Source organism: Longimicrobiaceae bacterium (assembly GCA_035936415.1).
Classification (GTDB): Bacteria; Gemmatimonadota; Gemmatimonadetes; order Longimicrobiales; family Longimicrobiaceae; genus JAFAYN01.
This window is the reverse complement of the sequence record DASYWD010000217.1, coordinates 13,066-28,663: the sequence shown is the minus strand read 5'-3', so window position 1 is coordinate 28,663 and position 15,598 is coordinate 13,066. Positions and strand designations below refer to the sequence as shown.

Annotated in this window: 13 protein-coding genes; 9 read left to right on the top strand and 4 right to left on the bottom strand. The window is 72.0% G+C overall.

From position 1 onward, the window contains the following. From VGR37_08710 to VGR37_08690, 5 genes are all read left to right on the top strand, one after another. Nucleotides 1-716: efflux RND transporter periplasmic adaptor subunit (locus VGR37_08710; GenBank protein HEV2147471.1), on the top strand; the 716-nt coding region annotated here is incomplete at its 5' end. 13 nt (nucleotides 717-729) lie between these two features. Then, nucleotides 730-4,230, top strand: a complete 3,501-nt coding sequence (locus VGR37_08705; GenBank protein ID HEV2147470.1) for an efflux RND transporter permease subunit — start codon at nucleotides 730-732, stop codon at nucleotides 4,228-4,230. Nucleotides 4,231-4,337: 107 nt separating this feature from the next. Beyond that, nucleotides 4,338-5,189: an ABC transporter permease gene (locus VGR37_08700; protein HEV2147469.1), complete on the top strand. Its 852-nt coding sequence runs from the start codon at nucleotides 4,338-4,340 to the stop codon at nucleotides 5,187-5,189. 31 nt (nucleotides 5,190-5,220) lie between these two features. Continuing rightward, entirely contained in the window at nucleotides 5,221-5,982 is a 762-nt protein-coding gene (locus VGR37_08695) for an ATP-binding cassette domain-containing protein (GenBank protein HEV2147468.1), read from the top strand. A gap of 77 nt (nucleotides 5,983-6,059) precedes the next feature. Further along, nucleotides 6,060-6,959 (top strand): MlaD family protein, encoded by a 900-nt coding sequence (locus VGR37_08690; GenBank protein ID HEV2147467.1) that lies wholly within the window; start codon nucleotides 6,060-6,062, stop codon nucleotides 6,957-6,959. A gap of 78 nt (nucleotides 6,960-7,037) precedes the next feature. On the opposite strand, the gene VGR37_08685 is transcribed toward VGR37_08690, so the two are convergent. The 4 genes from VGR37_08685 to VGR37_08670 all read right to left on the bottom strand — a co-directional run bounded on the left by VGR37_08685 (nucleotide 7,038) and on the right by VGR37_08670 (nucleotide 9,944). Further along, nucleotides 7,038-7,565: a hypothetical protein gene (locus VGR37_08685; GenBank protein ID HEV2147466.1), complete on the bottom strand. Its 528-nt coding sequence runs from the start codon at nucleotides 7,563-7,565 to the stop codon at nucleotides 7,038-7,040. 77 nt (nucleotides 7,566-7,642) lie between these two features. Further along, nucleotides 7,643-8,188 (bottom strand): hypothetical protein, encoded by a 546-nt coding sequence (locus VGR37_08680; protein ID HEV2147465.1) that lies wholly within the window; start codon nucleotides 8,186-8,188, stop codon nucleotides 7,643-7,645. 251 nt (nucleotides 8,189-8,439) lie between these two features. Then, nucleotides 8,440-9,273: a menaquinone biosynthesis protein gene (locus VGR37_08675; protein ID HEV2147464.1), complete on the bottom strand. Its 834-nt coding sequence runs from the start codon at nucleotides 9,271-9,273 to the stop codon at nucleotides 8,440-8,442. 38 nt (nucleotides 9,274-9,311) lie between these two features. Beyond that, nucleotides 9,312-9,944, bottom strand: coding sequence for a cytidylate kinase-like family protein (locus VGR37_08670; protein HEV2147463.1), 633 nt, complete (start codon nucleotides 9,942-9,944; stop codon nucleotides 9,312-9,314). Between the two features lie 172 nt (nucleotides 9,945-10,116). Between VGR37_08670 and VGR37_08665 the strand changes: the two genes are divergently transcribed. The 4 genes from VGR37_08665 to VGR37_08650 all read left to right on the top strand — a co-directional run bounded on the left by VGR37_08665 (nucleotide 10,117) and on the right by VGR37_08650 (nucleotide 15,594). Further along, nucleotides 10,117-11,247, top strand: coding sequence for a TRAP transporter substrate-binding protein (locus VGR37_08665; protein HEV2147462.1), 1,131 nt, complete (start codon nucleotides 10,117-10,119; stop codon nucleotides 11,245-11,247). A gap of 51 nt (nucleotides 11,248-11,298) precedes the next feature. After that, complete coding sequence (locus VGR37_08660) at nucleotides 11,299-12,804, top strand: CoA-acylating methylmalonate-semialdehyde dehydrogenase (GenBank protein ID HEV2147461.1); 1,506 nt, start codon at nucleotides 11,299-11,301, stop codon at nucleotides 12,802-12,804. A 92-nt stretch (nucleotides 12,805-12,896) separates the two neighbouring features. After that, a complete protein-coding gene (locus VGR37_08655) occupies nucleotides 12,897-14,264 on the top strand; it encodes an aspartate aminotransferase family protein (protein HEV2147460.1) in 1,368 nt (455 codons plus the stop codon). A gap of 82 nt (nucleotides 14,265-14,346) precedes the next feature. Further along, nucleotides 14,347-15,594 (top strand): P1 family peptidase, encoded by a 1,248-nt coding sequence (locus VGR37_08650; GenBank protein ID HEV2147459.1) that lies wholly within the window; start codon nucleotides 14,347-14,349, stop codon nucleotides 15,592-15,594. Nucleotides 15,595-15,598 lie beyond the last annotated feature (4 nt).

Sequence of the window (15,598 nt, the reverse complement as noted above, 5' to 3'; positions counted from 1 at the left end):
GCGCCGGGGCCATCGCCGAGCGCGACCTGGAGCAGGCGCGCAACGCGCAGAACCTGGCGCAGTCGCAGCTCGCCGACGCCCGCGCCCGGCTCACCCAGACGCAGGAGCAGGCGGCCAAGGCCGTCGTCCGCGCCCCCATCTCCGGGGTGGTGAGCGACCGGCCGGTGAACGCGGGCGACGTGGTCGCCCCCGGCGCGGCGCTCTTCACGATCGTGGACCCCGGGAGCATGCGGCTGGAGGCCGCCGTCCCCGCGGCGCAGCTCGGGCAGGTGCGCGTGGGCGCGCCGGTCCGCTTTACCGTGAGCGGGTACCCGGGCCGTACCTTCACGGGGCGGGTGGAGCGCATCAACCCCGCGGCCGACCCGGCCACGGGTCAGGTCCCGGTCTTCGTCTCCATCCCCAACGCGGACGGGGCCCTGGTGGCCGGGCTCTTCGCCCAGGGGCGCGTCGCTTCCGAGGAGCGGCAGGCGCTCCTGGTGCCGGCCGGCGCGGTGGTCGAGCAGGCGGGCACCCCCGTGGTGCTGCGCCTCCGCGGCGGCCGTGCGGAGGCGGCGGCGGTGCGGGTGGGCGCCACCGACTCCGAGACGGAGCAGGTGGAGGTCGTCTCGGGGCTGGCCGCGGGGGACACCATCCTGGTGGGCGCCGCCGTCGGGACCACGCCGGGAACGCAGGTCCGGATCGGGCGCGCGGCGCCCGCCCCGGCGCAGGGCCGCTAGGAGGAGCCGGCCCATGTGGATCTCCGATTTCGCGATCCGCCGGCCGATCATCACCATCGTCACGATGGTGGCGCTGGTGGTGTTCGGGGCGTTCGCGCTCGTGAAGCTGGACACGGACGAGTTCCCCGAGGTGAACCCGCCGATCGTCTCCGTCGCCATCCCCTACCCTGGCGCCTCGCCCGACGTGGTGGAGCGCGAGGTGGTGGAGCCGATCGAGGAGGCGATCTCCGCCATCAGCGGGATCGACCGCATCAACTCGGAGTCGCTGGACGGCTTCGGCATCATCATCGCCGAGTTCGACTTCGAGAAGGACGTCCAGCAGGCCACGCAGGACATCCGCGACCAGATCTCCCAGATCCGCGGCGAGCTGCCGCCGGAGATGAAGGAGCCGATCCTGACGCGGTTCGACCCGAACGACTTCCCCATCGTGTCGCTGTCGCTCACCTCGGAGCGGCTGGGCGCGGCGGAGCTGACGCGGCTGGTGGACCCGGGGATCACGCGCGAGCTGCGCGGGATCCAGGGGGTCGCGGAGGTGAAGGTGGTCGGCGGATTGGAGCGCGAGCTGGTGGTGGAGCTCCGCCCGCAGGCGCTGCAGGCCGCCGGGATCAGCGTGGGGCAGGTGGTGCAGGCGCTGCAGGCGCAGAACCTCGCGGTCCCCGTGGGGCGCCTGGAGGGGAGCCTGGACGAGCGCACCATCCGCCTCCGCGGGCGCCTGGGCACGCCGGACGAGTTCGCGCAGCTCGTGGTAGCGCAGCAGGGCGGGCGCATCGTCCGGCTGGGCGAGGTGGCCGCGGTCCGCGACGGCACCCAGGAGCAGCGCTCCCTGGCGCAGTTCAACGGCCGCGAGGCCGTGGGCGTCGACATCACCAAGGCGCAGGGCTACAGCACCACCTCGGTGTCGGAGCAGGTCCTGGCGCGGGTGGAGCAGATCCAGGAGCAGCTCCCGGAAGGGGTGGAGTTCCGGGTCGTGCAGAACGCCGGGGAGCGGGTGGAGAGCTCCGTCTCCAACGTGAAGAAGACGCTGCTCGAGGGCGCCATCCTCACGGTGCTGGTGGTGTTCCTCTTCCTGAACTCCTGGCGCTCCACGGTCATCACCGGCCTGGCGCTCCCGGTGTCGGTCCTCGCCAGCTTCATGGCGGTGTGGGCGTTCGGCTTCACGCTGAACACCATGTCGCTCCTGGGCCTGTCGCTCGCCATCGGGATCCTGATCGACGACGCCATCGTGGTCCGCGAGAACATCGTGCGCCACGTGGAGATGGGGAAGGACCACTTCACCGCCGCCCGCGAGGGGACGGCGGAGATCGGGCTGGCGGTGGCGGCCACCACCTTCTCCATCGTGGTGGTGTTCATCCCCATCGCCTTCATGAGCGGGATGGCGGGGCAGTGGTTCAAGCCGCTGGCGCTCACCATCGCCTGCTCGGTGCTGGTGTCGCTCTTCGTCTCCTTCTCGCTGGACCCCATGCTCTCCGCCTACTGGGCGGACCCGGAGCTGGAGGAGCACGAGAAGAGCCGGCTGACCCGCTGGCTGGACGGCTTCAACCGCTGGTTCGACCGCCAGGCCGAGGGGTACAAGCGGGTGATCGGCTGGGCGCTGGACCACCGCACCCCGATGGTGCTGATCGCCCTGGGGTCGTTCCTCGGCGCGCTGGCTCTGCCGCAGACGGGGATCTCGGGCTTCGGCGCGGTGGCCGCGGTGGTGGCCGCGGCGGTGGCCGCGTCGCTCCTCCTTCGTCCGGGTCAGCTGGTGGTGGTCGTCACCCTCCTCTGCGCGTTCGCCGCGCTGGCGATGCTGGGCGGTGGCGCGACGCGGATCGCCAGCTCCGGTGCCGAGAGCGTCCCGGCCGCCGTCCCGGGACTGGTGGGGGCGCTTCTCCTCGGGGCGCTGGCATGGGCGCTCCTCCGCTCCCGCTCGCACGGGCTCGCGAACTTCGCGCTCCTGGTGCTCGCGGTCCCACTCATGGGCGCCGCCTCCACGGCGGTGCCGCCGTTCGGGAAGCTGGGCGGGGAGTTCTTCCCCGAGCAGGACGTCTCCGAGTTCAACCTCAGCGTGGAGACCCCTCCGGGGTCCAACCTGGCCTACACCCGCCTCAAGGCGGAGGAGGCGGCGGCGCTGGCCCGGTCGCACCCGGAGGTGGCGTACACCTACAGCACCGTCGGGGGGCAGAGCGGCTCCGTGGACGAGGCCAACGTGTACGTGCGGCTGGTCCCCAAGGCGGAGCGCGACGTGAAGCAGGCCGTGCTGCAGGCGCGGGTCCGCGAGCAGCTCGCCGGGATCGGCGGCGCCACCGTGGGGGTGGTGTCCGGGGGCTTCGGCGGGCAGAAGCAGATCCAGATCCGGCTGCGCGGCCCGGACGTGGAGACGCTGAACCGTCTGGCGGAGCAGGTGCAGGCCGAGGTCCTGCAGGTGCCCGGGGCGGTGGACGTGGGGCTCAGCACCAAGGGGCAGAAGCCGGAGCTGGACGTGGTCCTGGACCGCGGCCTGGCCGGGAGCCTGGGGGTCACGGCGGGGCAGGTGGCGCAGGCGCTCCGGCCGGCCTTCGCCGGGATCGACGTGGGTGACTGGATCGACCCGCAGGGGGAGACCCGCGACGTGACGGTGCGCCTGGCCCCGGAGTCGCGCGAGCGCGTCTCCGACCTGGAAACGCTCCCGCTCACCGTCATGGGGCCGCGCGGCCCGGTGACGGTGCCGCTGGGGCAGGTGGCGCGGGTGGAGCAGAGCCTGGGCCCCGCCCAGATCAACCGGCTGGACCGGGAGCGCGTGATCAACGTGCAGGCCAACACGCAGGGGCGCCCGCTCAACGAGGTGGTGGCGGACATCACGAAGCGGCTGGAGAGCGTGCCGGTCCCCGCGGGCTACACCGTCTCGCAGGGCGGCGAGACGGAGGACCAGGCCGAGGTGTTCGGGGAGATCCTGGCCGCCCTGGCGCTGGCGATCATGCTGATGTACTTCGTGCTGGTGGTGCAGTTCGGGAGCTTCCTGGACCCGCTGGCGATCATGCTCTCGCTCCCGCTGTCGCTGATCGGGGTGATGCTGGCGCTGCTGCTCACGGGCTCCACGCTGAACATCATGAGCATGATCGGCGTGATCCTGCTGATGGGGCTGGTCGCCAAGAACGCGATCCTCCTGATCGACTTCGCCAAGTGGTCGCACGAGGCGGGGATGCCGCTCCGGGAGGCGCTCGTCGAGGCGGGGCGCATCCGCCTCCGCCCCATCCTGATGACCACCTTCGCGCTGGTGGCGGGGATGCTCCCGGTGGCGCTGGGGACCGGCGAGGGCGCGGACTTCCGCGCGCCGCTGGGTCGGGCGGTGATCGGCGGGGTGATCACCTCCACCTTCCTGACGCTGCTCGTGATCCCCACCATGTACGAGATCCTGAGCGAGTGGCGCGACTGGATCCTGCGGCGGGTGTTCCGCCGCGGCGGGGGGAAGCCGGCGCACGCGCACGTGCACACGCACACGCCGCCTGCCGAGCCGCGCCGCGAGCTGGAGCCGGTCTTCGAGCCGGCCGACTGAGGAGGTGAGGCCGCGCCGGCCTCCAGCGGAGCCTGGTGGCAGGTGCGGTGTACGGAGGGCCGGATCCGCGCCGGGAGGGACCCGGCGGTTCTTTTGGATGGAGCGGGATGCAAGCGCAATCGAGAATCACGGAGGGGCTGGAGGGAGGCCCACGCCCGCGGCGGAGCCTTTCCCCGGTCGGGCCCGCGGGGCGCTTCCTGGCGAAGCTGGGGCGCAGCGGCGAGAACGTCGCGCGCAACGCCGGGGAGATCGCGCTGCTGGCCTGGGGGATCCTCAGCCTGACCTTCACCGGGAAGGTGTCGCTGCGGGAGATCCTGCGGCACGTCTACTGGATGGGGATCCAGAGCCTCCCCATCGTGCTGGTGACCTCCACCCTGGCGGGCGTCGTCACCTCGCAGCAGGGCGGCTACCAGTTCACCGGCTCCGTCCCGCTCTACATCCTGGGAAGCGTGGTGGTCTCCAGCGTGGTGCTGGAGCTGGGCCCGGTGCTCACCGCGGTGGTGCTGATCGGCCGGGTGGGGGCGCGGATCACGGCCGAGCTGGGGACCATGCAGGTCTCCGAGCAGATCGACGCGCTGCACTCGCTGGGGCGCGACCCGGTGCGGGTCCTGGCGGCGCCGCGGGTGATCGCCGGCGCGGTGTCGTTCCCCGTACTGGTGGCCATCGCCAACACGGTGGGGATCCTGGCCGGGATGGTGGCCGCGCGCGCGGCGCTGGGGCTCTCCCCCGAGAGCTTCATGTACGGTGCGCAGCTCTTCTGGCACAACTGGGACATGTTCTACTCGCTGGCGAAGGGGACGGTCTTCGGGCTGGTGATCCCCCTGATCGCCACCCACATGGGGCTGACCACGCGCGGCGGCGCCGAGGGCGTGGGCCGCGCCACCACCTCGTCGGTGGTGTTCATGCTCCTGGCGGTGCTCTTCGTGGACGCGCTGTTCCCGCCGCTCCTCCTCCAGTAGGGGCCGGGTGAGAGATAAAGGAGGCTGAGGGATGGTTGAATACGAGCAGCTGTACAAGACCTTCGACGCGCCCGTGCTCGCCGGGGTGGACCTGGCGATCCCGCAGGGGGAGACCATCGCCGTGGTGGGGCACTCGGGGACGGGGAAGAGCGTGCTCCTCAAGACCACGATCGGGCTGATCACCCCGGACCGGGGCGACGTGCGGATCGACGGGGAGTCGGTGTTCCGCGCGCGGGGGAAGCAGCTGGAGCGGATCCGCCGCAAGGTGGGCTACGTGTTCCAGAACGCGGCGCTCTTCGACTCCATGAACGTGCTGGAGAACGTGTCGCAGGGGATCCCGGAGGCGGAGCTGAAGGCGCTGCCGCGCGCCGAGCTGCTGCGCCGGGTGGGCGAGGCGCTGGAGCACGTGAACCTGGAGCCCCGCGCCGTGCTCACCAAGCTCCCCTCCGAGCTCTCCGGCGGAATGCGGAAGCGGGTGGGGCTGGCCCGGGCCATCATCGGCCGCCCGGAGATCCTGCTGTACGACGAGCCGGTGACGGGGCTCGACCCGGTGAACGGGACGGTGGTGCACCGCCTCATCGCCCAGCTCGCCGAGGAGATGGGGGTGACCTCCATCATCGTGACGCACGACATCGACGGGGTGCTCCCCATCGCCGACCGCGTGGCGATGCTCGACCGCGGCACGATCCGCTTCGTCGGCACCCCCGACGAGTTCCGCGCCAGCGACGACATCCTGGTCCGCGCCTTCCTGCACCGGGAGGTCCCGACCGAAGAGCTCCTGGAGGTGGTATGATTCAGCAGGCCCGCACCGGGTCGCCGCCCGCTGCCCCGAAGCCGGGCGGCGGAAGCGACCCCTCTCCGACCGTGCCCATGCGCTCCTCGCAACGTGAAGTCCAGATCGGCGTCTTCTTCCTCCTGGGGATCGTGGCGGTCGTCGTCGCGCTCATGATGCTGACCGACCCGGGGACGTTCCGGGGCCGCTACGACATCGTCACCAGCGTCCGCGACGCCGGCGGCCTGCGCAAGGGCGACCCCGTGCAGATGCGCGGCGTGAACGTGGGCCGCGTCCGCGGCTTCGCCATCACCGACCAGGGGGTGGTGATCAACATGGAGATGGAGCGGGAGTACCCCGTCCCGGCGGACTCGCGCATCTCGCTCAAGTCCGGCGGCCTCCTGGGCGGGATGATCGTGGAGGTCGTCCCCGGGCGCTCCGACGACGCGGTGGAGGACGGCGCCGTGCTCCCGGGCTCCACGGCGGGCGGGGTGTTCGACGTGGCCACCGGCGTGGCCGTGCGCGCGGACACCGTGCTCGGCCGCACCGAGGCGCTCCTGGCCCCCGCCACCATCCAGGCGGTGGGGAGCAGCGCGCAGGAGCTGCAGGCGATGCTCACCTCGCTGGCCGCGCTGGCCACGGAGCAGCGCCGGGAGATCGCGCTCCTCTCCGCCAGCCTGCGCCGCTCGGCGGAGGGGGTGGAGTCGGCCACCACGCGGCCGGAGCTGGCGCGCGCCGTGGCGCGGATGGACTCCATCACCCTGCAGCTCGACCGGAGCACCGCCTCGCTGAACCGCTCCACCGCCTCGCTGGAGACGGTGCTCGGGCGGATGGAGCGGGGGGAGGGGACGCTGGGGAAGCTGTCGGCGGACGAGACACTGTACAACAACCTGAACCAGGCCGCGGAGCGGGCGAGCCGGACGGCGGCCAACGCCGACTCGCTCATGGCGGACATCAAGGCGAACCCGCGGCGGTACATCGACCTGAAGGTGTTCTGACCGGCACGCGGGCAGGGCAAAGCAGAGGGGGCGGATCCGCTGTGGATCCGCCCCCTCTGCTGCGTCGGTAGACGGCCGTCAGAACGCGAAGCCGATGTTGACCAGGCGGATCGTGGGGACGAACTCGTTCTCGTCGTCGCGCTCGTACCCGAGGAGCCGCTTGAGGCCGAACCCCGTCCCCACGTAGAAGTTGTCCCGCTTCCCCATCAGCCAGCTGTAGTTGGCGTCGAACCCGAAGCCCGGGTACACCTTGCCGCCCACTTCCGTGATCCCTCCCTTGACGCCGAAGGCGAAGCGCTCCAGCGGCTGCCCCTGGGGGTAGTAGCGCCAGAAGACGTCCAGGTTGATTCCCCGGTCGCTGGTCGCGTTGTCCTCGTCGTCGAGCGTCAGGTACGACCCCCCGATCCCCGCCGTGGATTCGGAGGTGAGCACCCGCTCGTACTCCGCGTTGAACCAGTCGACCAGTAGCCCCAGCGGGTTCGCCGAGATGGCCTGGCGGTAGGTGGTGGGCTCCCGGACCACCTGGGCACGGGCCTCGGGAGCCGGGGCCAGACCCAGGACGGCGGCGAACGCGGTGGCGGACAGCCACCGGGTGATGGGCTTCATGTGGAGTTCTCCGGTAGGGAGGGCGCAGGGGCTCTGGTCGGCCCGGGAACGGGTGCCCGACTGTACTGCCTGGATGCTCAGAAGGCGAACCCGATGTTGACCAGGCGGATCGTGGGGAGCACGACGGGGGTGTCGGAATCCACGTCGCCCCCGAAGAGGCGCTTGGCGCCGATCCCCGTCCCGATGTAGAACCGGCGGCTGCTCCCCACCAGCCAGTTGTAATCGATCTCGACCCCCAGGCTGAACGCGGACACCGACTCGCTCCCGACGTTGCCCAGCACGTCGTTCTCGGAGACCTGCGCGTAGCCCAGCGTCCCGCCGATGGCGAAGCCGGCGAACGCCTGCGCCTGCGGGTAGTAGCGGTATTTGCCGTCCAGGGAGAAGTAGTCCGCCTCGTCGAAGAGCGTGATGTACGATCCGGCCAGGCCGAACGTGGTGCTCGGGGTCAGGATGCGCTCGTACTCGGCGTTGTAGTACTCGAACAGCAGGCCGAGCGGGTTGGCCGAAAGGACGTTCCGGTACTGCGGTGGCGGCGCCTCCTGCGCGGCGGCGGAGGAGGCCGAGCCGAGGGCGACCAGGGCGGCGCACGCGGCTGCGGACAGCCACCTGTGGGTGGGCTTCATCTACGTTCTCCGAGCGTGGAGTGGATCGCCGCGCGGGCTGCGCGGCGACTTGGGATCGGTCCTGCGTGGCGCGGGAGCGAAGAGCAGAAGGGGTGCCGTGTTCGCCGGGGAATGCAAGCGGAAGCGATGCAGGGGCTTGCCCGCGGGAGCGCTCCCGTCCGCACGGCCCCGCCGGACTCCGCGGGGGACGCCGGCTGTTCACGGGGGAGGACGACGCTCCGGAGGATCGGTCACTCCACCAGCTCGGGGAGCTACTCCGTCCAGCGCAGCTCCGGCGCCTCCGGCAGCTCGCTGATCTCGGCGGCCAGGCGGTAGAAGGTGCGCAGCCCTTCCAGCATGGGCGCGTCCAGCTCGTAGGAGAGGCCGGCCCAGTAGTCGTCCAGCATGGCGGGGTCGAAGCCGAAGTGTTCCGCGTAGCGGCACGCCAGGTCGGCGCGGTGCTCGTGGCCGTAGGCGCGCGACTCCAGCAGGGCGGCGTGCAGGCGGCGGATCCCCTCGCCGCCGTCCGGCCCGCTCCCCGCCTGCCACACCGCGAAGGCGAAGGGGAGTCCCGTCTCCTCCCACCACTCCGTCCCCAGGTCGAAGCGGAAGCGCCGCTCCGGGTACAGTCCGGGGCGGAGCGCCACGTCGCCGATGAAGAGCGCGCCGTCCGCGCCGCCCGCGAACGGGTCCTCCGCCGCCTGGTCGAACCAGGTGAACCGGGGGGCGACCCCCCAGCGGACGCGCAGCAGCACCTTGAGGAGCACCACCGAGGTGGCGGAGGCGGTGGGCATCGCCACCGTGCGCCCGTCCAGCTCGGAGGGGTGGCGGTCCGCCAGGAGGAGGATGCTGCGCACCGGGCCGCGCGAGCCGATGACCAGCTCCGGGAGGACCCGGTAGCGGTCGGCGTGGCGCGCGTACTCGATGCTGGAGCAGGGCGCCACGTCGATCCGGCCGCACTCCAGGAGGGCGTTCAGCCGCGAGGGGACGCCCTCCTCGATCCGCAGCCACTCGGGAGGCCCCTGATCGATCAGCCCCGCGTGCACGGGGAAGCAGTTGCTGTAGACGATGTGGCCCAGCCGGACCCGTCCGTTCCCTTCCCGCATTCCGTTCCGTTCCGGTTGAGCCTCGCCCCGCCTCTCCACTACGCCTCCGCCTCCGCGCCGAACGCCCGCCGCGCTGCCTGCTCCACCAGCTCGGCGGCGCCGTCCACCCCCAGCATCCCGGTGTCCACGCACAGGCCGTACAGGGTGGGGTCCAGCCAGTCCCGCCCGAAGTGCTCGCGCACGTACCGGCGCCGGTCCGCGTCGGAGCGGCGGATGCGCTCCGCCGCTTCGTCCCGCCCTACGCCGTAGCGGTCCCGGGCCCGCTCGGCCCGCACCGCGAACGGTGCATGCAGCAGCACGTGCAGCGAGCGGGGGTGCTGCTGGAGGATGCACTGCGCGCCGTGGCCCACGACCACCGCCGGCCCCTCCTCCGCCGCCGCCGCCACGATCCGCCGCGCGGCGCGCGCCGCCAGCTCCGGCGACATGGGGGGCGCGACCTGGGCGGGGAGCACTTCCGGGAAGCCCTCCGAGAGGTACATCCCCAGCCGCTCCACGAAGCTCTCCACCCGCTCGTCGCAGTGCTCCACCTGCTCGGGCGCCACCTCCAGCTCCGCCGCGATCCGCTCCACCAGCGCGCGGTCCAGCAGCCGCCACCCCATGGCCTCCGCCACGCGGGTGGCCACCGCTCCGCCCCCGGCGCCGAGCTGCCGCGCGATGGTGATGACCGCCATGCGTCCTCCGTGGTGGGGGGTGCGCCCTTCCTGCGGGTGCTCCCAAAGTGGCGAGCCCCCTCCGCGCGTGCAAGCGGCCGCGGGAGCGTTGCGGCGCGTGGCGTGGGATGTATGTTCCCATGGGAGATCGCTTCCCTGCGGCATCCCTTCCACGACCCTCCCCAGCGTGCCCATGGAGAGACGCGAGTTCGCGAAGAAGGCGGTTCTCGGCCTGGCGACCGGCGGCCTGGCCGCCTGCGCCGGGGGCGAGGAGGCGGGCGGCGGCGCCCCCGCGGTGCAGACCGGGCGGCGGGTGATGTGGCGGATGGTGTCCAGCTTCCCGCGCGGGCTGGACACCATCTACGGGGCCTCCGAGACGCTGGCGAAGCGGGTGGAGGCGCTCACCGACGGGCGCTTCCAGATCCGCGCCTACCCGGCGGGGGAGCTGGTCCCCGGGCTGCAGGTGCTGGACGCGGTGCAGCAGGGGACGGTGCAGGCCGGGCACTCCGCCTCGTACTACTACACGGGGAAGAACCCCGCGCTCGCCTTCGACTGCGCGGTCCCCTTCGGGCTCACGGTGCGCGGCCACAACGCCTGGCTCCTGCACGGCGGGGGGCTGGAGCGCATGCGCGAGCTCTTCTCCGACTTCAACGTCGTAAACTTCCCCGGCGGGAACACGGGGACGCAGATGGGCGGGTGGTTCCGCCGCCCGGTCCGCTCCCTGGCCGACCTGCGCGGGCTGAAGATGCGCATCCCCGGGCTGGGCGGGGAGGTGATGAACCGGCTGGGCGTGTCCGTGCAGGTGCTCTCGGGCGGCGACATCTACCCGGCGCTGGAGCGCGGGACCATCGACGCCACCGAGTGGGTGGGGCCCTACGACGACGAGAAGCTGGGCTTCCAAAAGGTGGCGAAGAACTACCACTACCCCGGCTGGTGGGAGCCGGGCCCGGCGCTCTCCTTCTACGTGAACCGCCGCGCCTGGGACACGCTCCCGAAGGGGTACCAGGAGGCGTTCGAGGTGGCCTCGCGCGAGGCCAGCCTGGACATGATGGCGCGGTACGACGCGCTGAACCCCCCGGCCCTCGCCCGGCTGGTGGGGCAGGGGGTGCAGGTGATTCCCTTCCCGCAGGACATGATGGAGGCCGCGCTGCAGCAGTCCACGGCCCTCTTCGAGGAGCAGGCCGGGGCCGACGCCGCCTACCGCCGCATCTACGACGAGTGGAAGAAGGTGCGGGGGGAGACGTACCGCTGGTTCAGCACCGCGGACCAGGCGTATGAGAACTTCGCGTTTCCCCGGCTCGCGGCGCGGCATGGAACCGGGTGAGACGGCAGGTGCGGAGTTTTCTTCCCATTCACCCGCCACCGGGAGCTGCGCATGACGGCGACGACCTCTCCCTCCGGGGCTCGGTCCACGGCGCCCGGGGCGACCCGGCATCCGACCGTGCGGAACTACGTCCGTGGGGAGTTCGTGGAGGTGGAGCGGCCGCTCCTGGACGTGTACGGCCCGCGTGACGGAAGCGTGATCTCGCGGGTCCCGCTGTCCTCCGCCGGGGAGGTGGACGGCGCGGTCCGGGCGGCGCAGGAGGCGTTCCCCGGATGGGCGGGAACTCCGCTGAAGGAGCGGGTGCAGGTCTTCTACCGCTACCGTGCCCTGCTGGAGCAGAACCTCCGGGAGCTGAGCGAGCTGATCGTCGAGGAGCACGGAAAGGTGTACGGCGAGGCCGAGGCCGAGGTGCTCAAGGCCGTCGAGCTCACGGAGTTCGCCTGTTCGCTGCCGCAGATCGCCGTGGGCGAGGTGATGGAGGTGAGCCGGGGCGTGGAGTGCCGCGTGGACCGGCACCCGCTGGGGGTGGTGGCCTCCATCGTCCCGTTCAACTTCCCCAGCATGGTGCCGCACTGGACCATCCCCAACGCCGTCGCGCTGGGGAACTGCATGGTGCTCAAGCCCTCCGAGATGGTGCCGCTGTCCGCGCAGCGCATCGCGGCGCTCCTCGCGGAGGCGGGGCTCCCCCGGGGCGTCTTCAACGTGGTCAACGGAGCCCGGGAGGTGGTCGAGGCCATCTGCGACCACCCCGGGATCGAGGCGGTCAGCTTCGTGGGCTCCACCCGCGTGGCGAAGGCCGTCTACCGCCGGGGCACCTCCAGCCTCAAGCGCGTGCTGGCGCTCGGCGGAGCCAAGAACCACATCCTCCTGATGCCGGACGCCGACCCGGAGATGGCCTCCAGCAACATCGTCGCCTCGATGGCCGGCTGCACGGGGCAGCGCTGCATGGCGGCCTCGGTGCTGGTGGCGGTCTCGGAGACCGACTCCATCATCGCCCGGATGGTGGAGCACGCCCGCGGGCTCGTCCCCGGCGAGCACGTGGGCCCGGTCATCTCCCGCGAGGCCAGGGAGCGCATCGAGCGCTACATCGGCGAGGCCGAGGCGGCCGGGGCCAGGATCCTGCTGGACGGGAGGGGCGCCGTGGTTCCCGGAAGGGAGGAGGGGTTCTACGTGGGGCCGACGGTGATCGACCACGTCACGCCGGAGATGCGGATCGCGCAGGAGGAGGTCTTCGGCCCGGTGCTGGCGATCGTCCGCGCCCCGGACGTGGACCGCGCGCTGGAGATCGAGAACCGCTCCCCGTACGGCAACGCGGCCTCGGTGTTCACCGAGAGCGGCGGCCTGGCGCGCTACGTCGCCGAGCGCGCCAGCGCCGGGATGGTGGGGGTCAACGTGGGGGTCCCGGTCCCGCGCGAGCCCTTCGGGTTCGGGGGGTGGAACGACTCGCGGTTCGGCGTCGGCGACCTCACCGGGCGGAGCTCCATCGAGTTCTGGACCCGCTCGAAGAAGACCACGACCAAGTGGAACCGCGAGGCCGGAGCCAACTGGATGTCCTAGCCGCGCGGGAACGCCGGATCCTCCCAACCACGGATCGCCGAGGGCGGGCGCGCAGCGCTCCCGTCCCGGCGCTCCTCCGAGCCGAGACGCCCATGCCCGGACCGACGACCGCCCCGGTGGAGATGCCCGCCTTCGACTACGCGCCCCGCCCCTACACCGGGCCCTCGCGGGAGGAGGTCCTGGAGATGCGCCGGCAGTACGTGAACCCGGCGGTCTTTACGCTCTACGGGGAGCCGCTGATGATCGTCGAGGGGAAGATGCAGTACCTCTTCGACGAGACCGGCCGGCGCTACCTGGACCTGTTCGCCGGGATCGTGACCGTGTCCTGCGGTCACTGCCACCCCGCGATCCTGTCCCGCGTCCAGGAGCAGGTGGCCACGCTCCAGCACACCACCACCATCTATCTCCACCCCAACCTGCCCGAGTTCGCCCGGAAGCTCGCCTCCAGGATGCCTCCGGGGCTGGACGTCACCTACTTCGTCAACAGCGGGAGCGACGCGAACGACCTGGCCATCGCCATGGCGCGGCTGTACACCGGGAACACCGACGTCGTCGCGGTGCGCAACGGGTACCACGGCGGCTCCCCCTCGGCCATGGGGCTGACCTCGCAGCACACCTGGAAGTTCCCGATCCCGCAGAACGTGGGCGTGCACCACGCCATGTGCCCGGATTCCTACCGCACCCCGTTCGCGGGAACGCCGGAGGAGGTGGCCTCCCGGAGCGCGGAGGACGTACGGGAAGTGATCCGGTACTCCACGCCGGGGAAGATCGCGGCCTTCATCGCCGAGCCGATCCAGGGGGTGGGCGGCGCCACGCGGGGTGCGCCCAACTACCTCAAGGAGGCGTACGCCATCGCGCGGGAGCACGGCGGGCTCTGCATCGCCGACGAGGTGCAGACCGGCTTCGGGCGGACCGGCGCCCACTACTGGGGCTTCCAGAACTACGACGTGGTGCCGGACATCGTGACCATGGCGAAGGGGATCGGCAACGGGATCCCGCTGGCCGCGGTCACCACCCGCCGGGAGATCGCGGAGAAGCTCGCGCAGCGGCTCCACTTCAACACCTTCGGAGGGAACCCGGTCGCCATGGCGGCGGGCTCGGCGGTGCTGGACGTGATCGACCGGGAGGGGCTGCAGGAGAACGCCCGCGTGGTGGGCGGACGCTTCCTGGACGGGCTCCGCGAGCTGCAGGGGCGGCACCCCCTGGTCGGCGACGTCCGGGGGATGGGGCTGATGCTCGGGGTGGAGCTGGTGAAGGACCGGGACTCCCGGGCTCCGGCGAAGGAGGAGACGGCCCAGCTCCTGGAGGAGGCCCGCCGGATGGGCGTGCTCCTCGGCAAGGGCGGGCTGGAGGGGAACGTGCTCCGGATCAAGCCCCCCCTGTGCATCACCGCCGGGGACGTCGACTTCGCGCTGGACGTCCTCGACCGGGCGCTCGGCCGGGTCCGGGGCGGCGCATAGACGTGCCCGAACCGCTGCCGCTCCTCCCGGACGCCGCGCGGGGCGCGGCGTCCGATCCCCGTTTCCCGAACCCGGAGCGACCGTGAACCGCCCTTCTCGCCTTTCCGTCCGTCTCGGGGGCCCGGCGCTGCTCGCGCTCCTGCTCTCCGCCCCGCTCTGGGGGCAGACCCGCGCCCGTGACCTGGGCGTTCCCTTCGACGGGACGCCGGGGCGCCTCAACGCCATCACCGACGTGCCCGGGGTGGAGGTGGGGCACACCACGCTGATCTCGGGGAGCGGCCCGCTGGTGGTGGGGAAGGGCCCCGTGCGGACCGGCGTGACGGCCGTCTTTCCCCGCGGCAAGGACTCCAGCGACCCCGTCTTCTCGGCGTGGTTCTCCCTGAACGGCAACGGGGAGATGACGGGGGCGGCCTGGGTGGACGAGTCGGGCTTCCTCGACGGGCCGGTGCTCATCACCAACACCCACAGCGTGGGGGTGGTGCGCGACGCCGTGATCGACTGGATGGCGAAGAAGCACCCCGGCTTCCTGTGGGCGCTCCCGGTGGTGGCCGAGACGTGGGACGGCCGGCTCAACGACATCAACGGCTTCCACGTCCGGCCCGAGCACGTCTTCTCCGCGCTCGACGGAGCCACCGCCGGCCCCGTCGCGGAGGGGAGCGTCGGGGGCGGGACCGGGATGATCTGCCATGGCTTCAAGGGGGGGATCGGCACGTCGTCCCGCACGCTCCCCGCCGAGCAGGGCGGGTACACCGTCGGCGTGCTGGTGCAGTGCAACTACGGGAGCCAGCGCCACATGCGGATCGCCGGGGTCCCGGTGGGGGAGGAGCTGACGGAGCCGGGGGTCTGCCTGGCCACCGACCGGGAGCCGGTGCAGGCCTTCGTCCGCAGGCTGCCGCGCTGCGGGCGGCCGGTCTCGGCCGCGGAGATCCCGAACACCGAGGCCGGGTCCATCATCATCGTGGTGGCGACGGACGCCCCCCTCCTCCCGCACCAGCTGGAGCGGCTGGTGACGCGGGCCTCGCTGGGGCTGGGGCGGCACGGGAGCATCGCCAGCAACTTCTCGGGCGACCTCTTCCTGGCCTTCTCCACCGCCAATCCCGGGGCGGGAGCGGCCACCGGCACCCCCTCGCTGGTCATGCTCCCCAACGACCGGATCGACCCGCTCTTCCTGGCGACCGTGCAGGCCACCGAGGAGGCGATCACCAACGCCCTGGTCGGCGCGGAGACCATGACGGGCGCGGACGACGTGCGCGCCCACGCGCTCCCGCACGACCGGCTGCGGGAGATCCTGGCGAAGTACAACCGGCTGCGGCCGGCGGCTCGGAAATGAGTAG

Excerpts from the sequence above, each read along its gene's own strand:
- VGR37_08655 (HEV2147460.1), top strand. The coding sequence starts at position 12,897 with ATGCCCGGACCGACGACCGCCCCGGTGGAGATGCCCGCCTTCGACTAC.
- VGR37_08685 (HEV2147466.1), bottom strand. The coding sequence starts at position 7,565 with ATGAAGCCCATCACCCGGTGGCTGTCCGCCACCGCGTTCGCCGCCGTC.
- VGR37_08665 (HEV2147462.1), top strand. The coding sequence starts at position 10,117 with ATGGAGAGACGCGAGTTCGCGAAGAAGGCGGTTCTCGGCCTGGCGACC.
- VGR37_08660 (HEV2147461.1), top strand. The coding sequence starts at position 11,299 with ATGACGGCGACGACCTCTCCCTCCGGGGCTCGGTCCACGGCGCCCGGG.
- VGR37_08680 (HEV2147465.1), bottom strand. The coding sequence starts at position 8,188 with ATGAAGCCCACCCACAGGTGGCTGTCCGCAGCCGCGTGCGCCGCCCTG.
- VGR37_08705 (HEV2147470.1), top strand. The coding sequence starts at position 730 with ATGTGGATCTCCGATTTCGCGATCCGCCGGCCGATCATCACCATCGTC.
- VGR37_08675 (HEV2147464.1), bottom strand. The coding sequence starts at position 9,273 with ATGCGGGAAGGGAACGGACGGGTCCGGCTGGGCCACATCGTCTACAGC.
- VGR37_08695 (HEV2147468.1), top strand. The coding sequence starts at position 5,221 with ATGGTTGAATACGAGCAGCTGTACAAGACCTTCGACGCGCCCGTGCTC.
- VGR37_08670 (HEV2147463.1), bottom strand. The coding sequence starts at position 9,944 with ATGGCGGTCATCACCATCGCGCGGCAGCTCGGCGCCGGGGGCGGAGCG.
- VGR37_08700 (HEV2147469.1), top strand. The coding sequence starts at position 4,338 with ATGCAAGCGCAATCGAGAATCACGGAGGGGCTGGAGGGAGGCCCACGC.
- VGR37_08690 (HEV2147467.1), top strand. The coding sequence starts at position 6,060 with ATGCGCTCCTCGCAACGTGAAGTCCAGATCGGCGTCTTCTTCCTCCTG.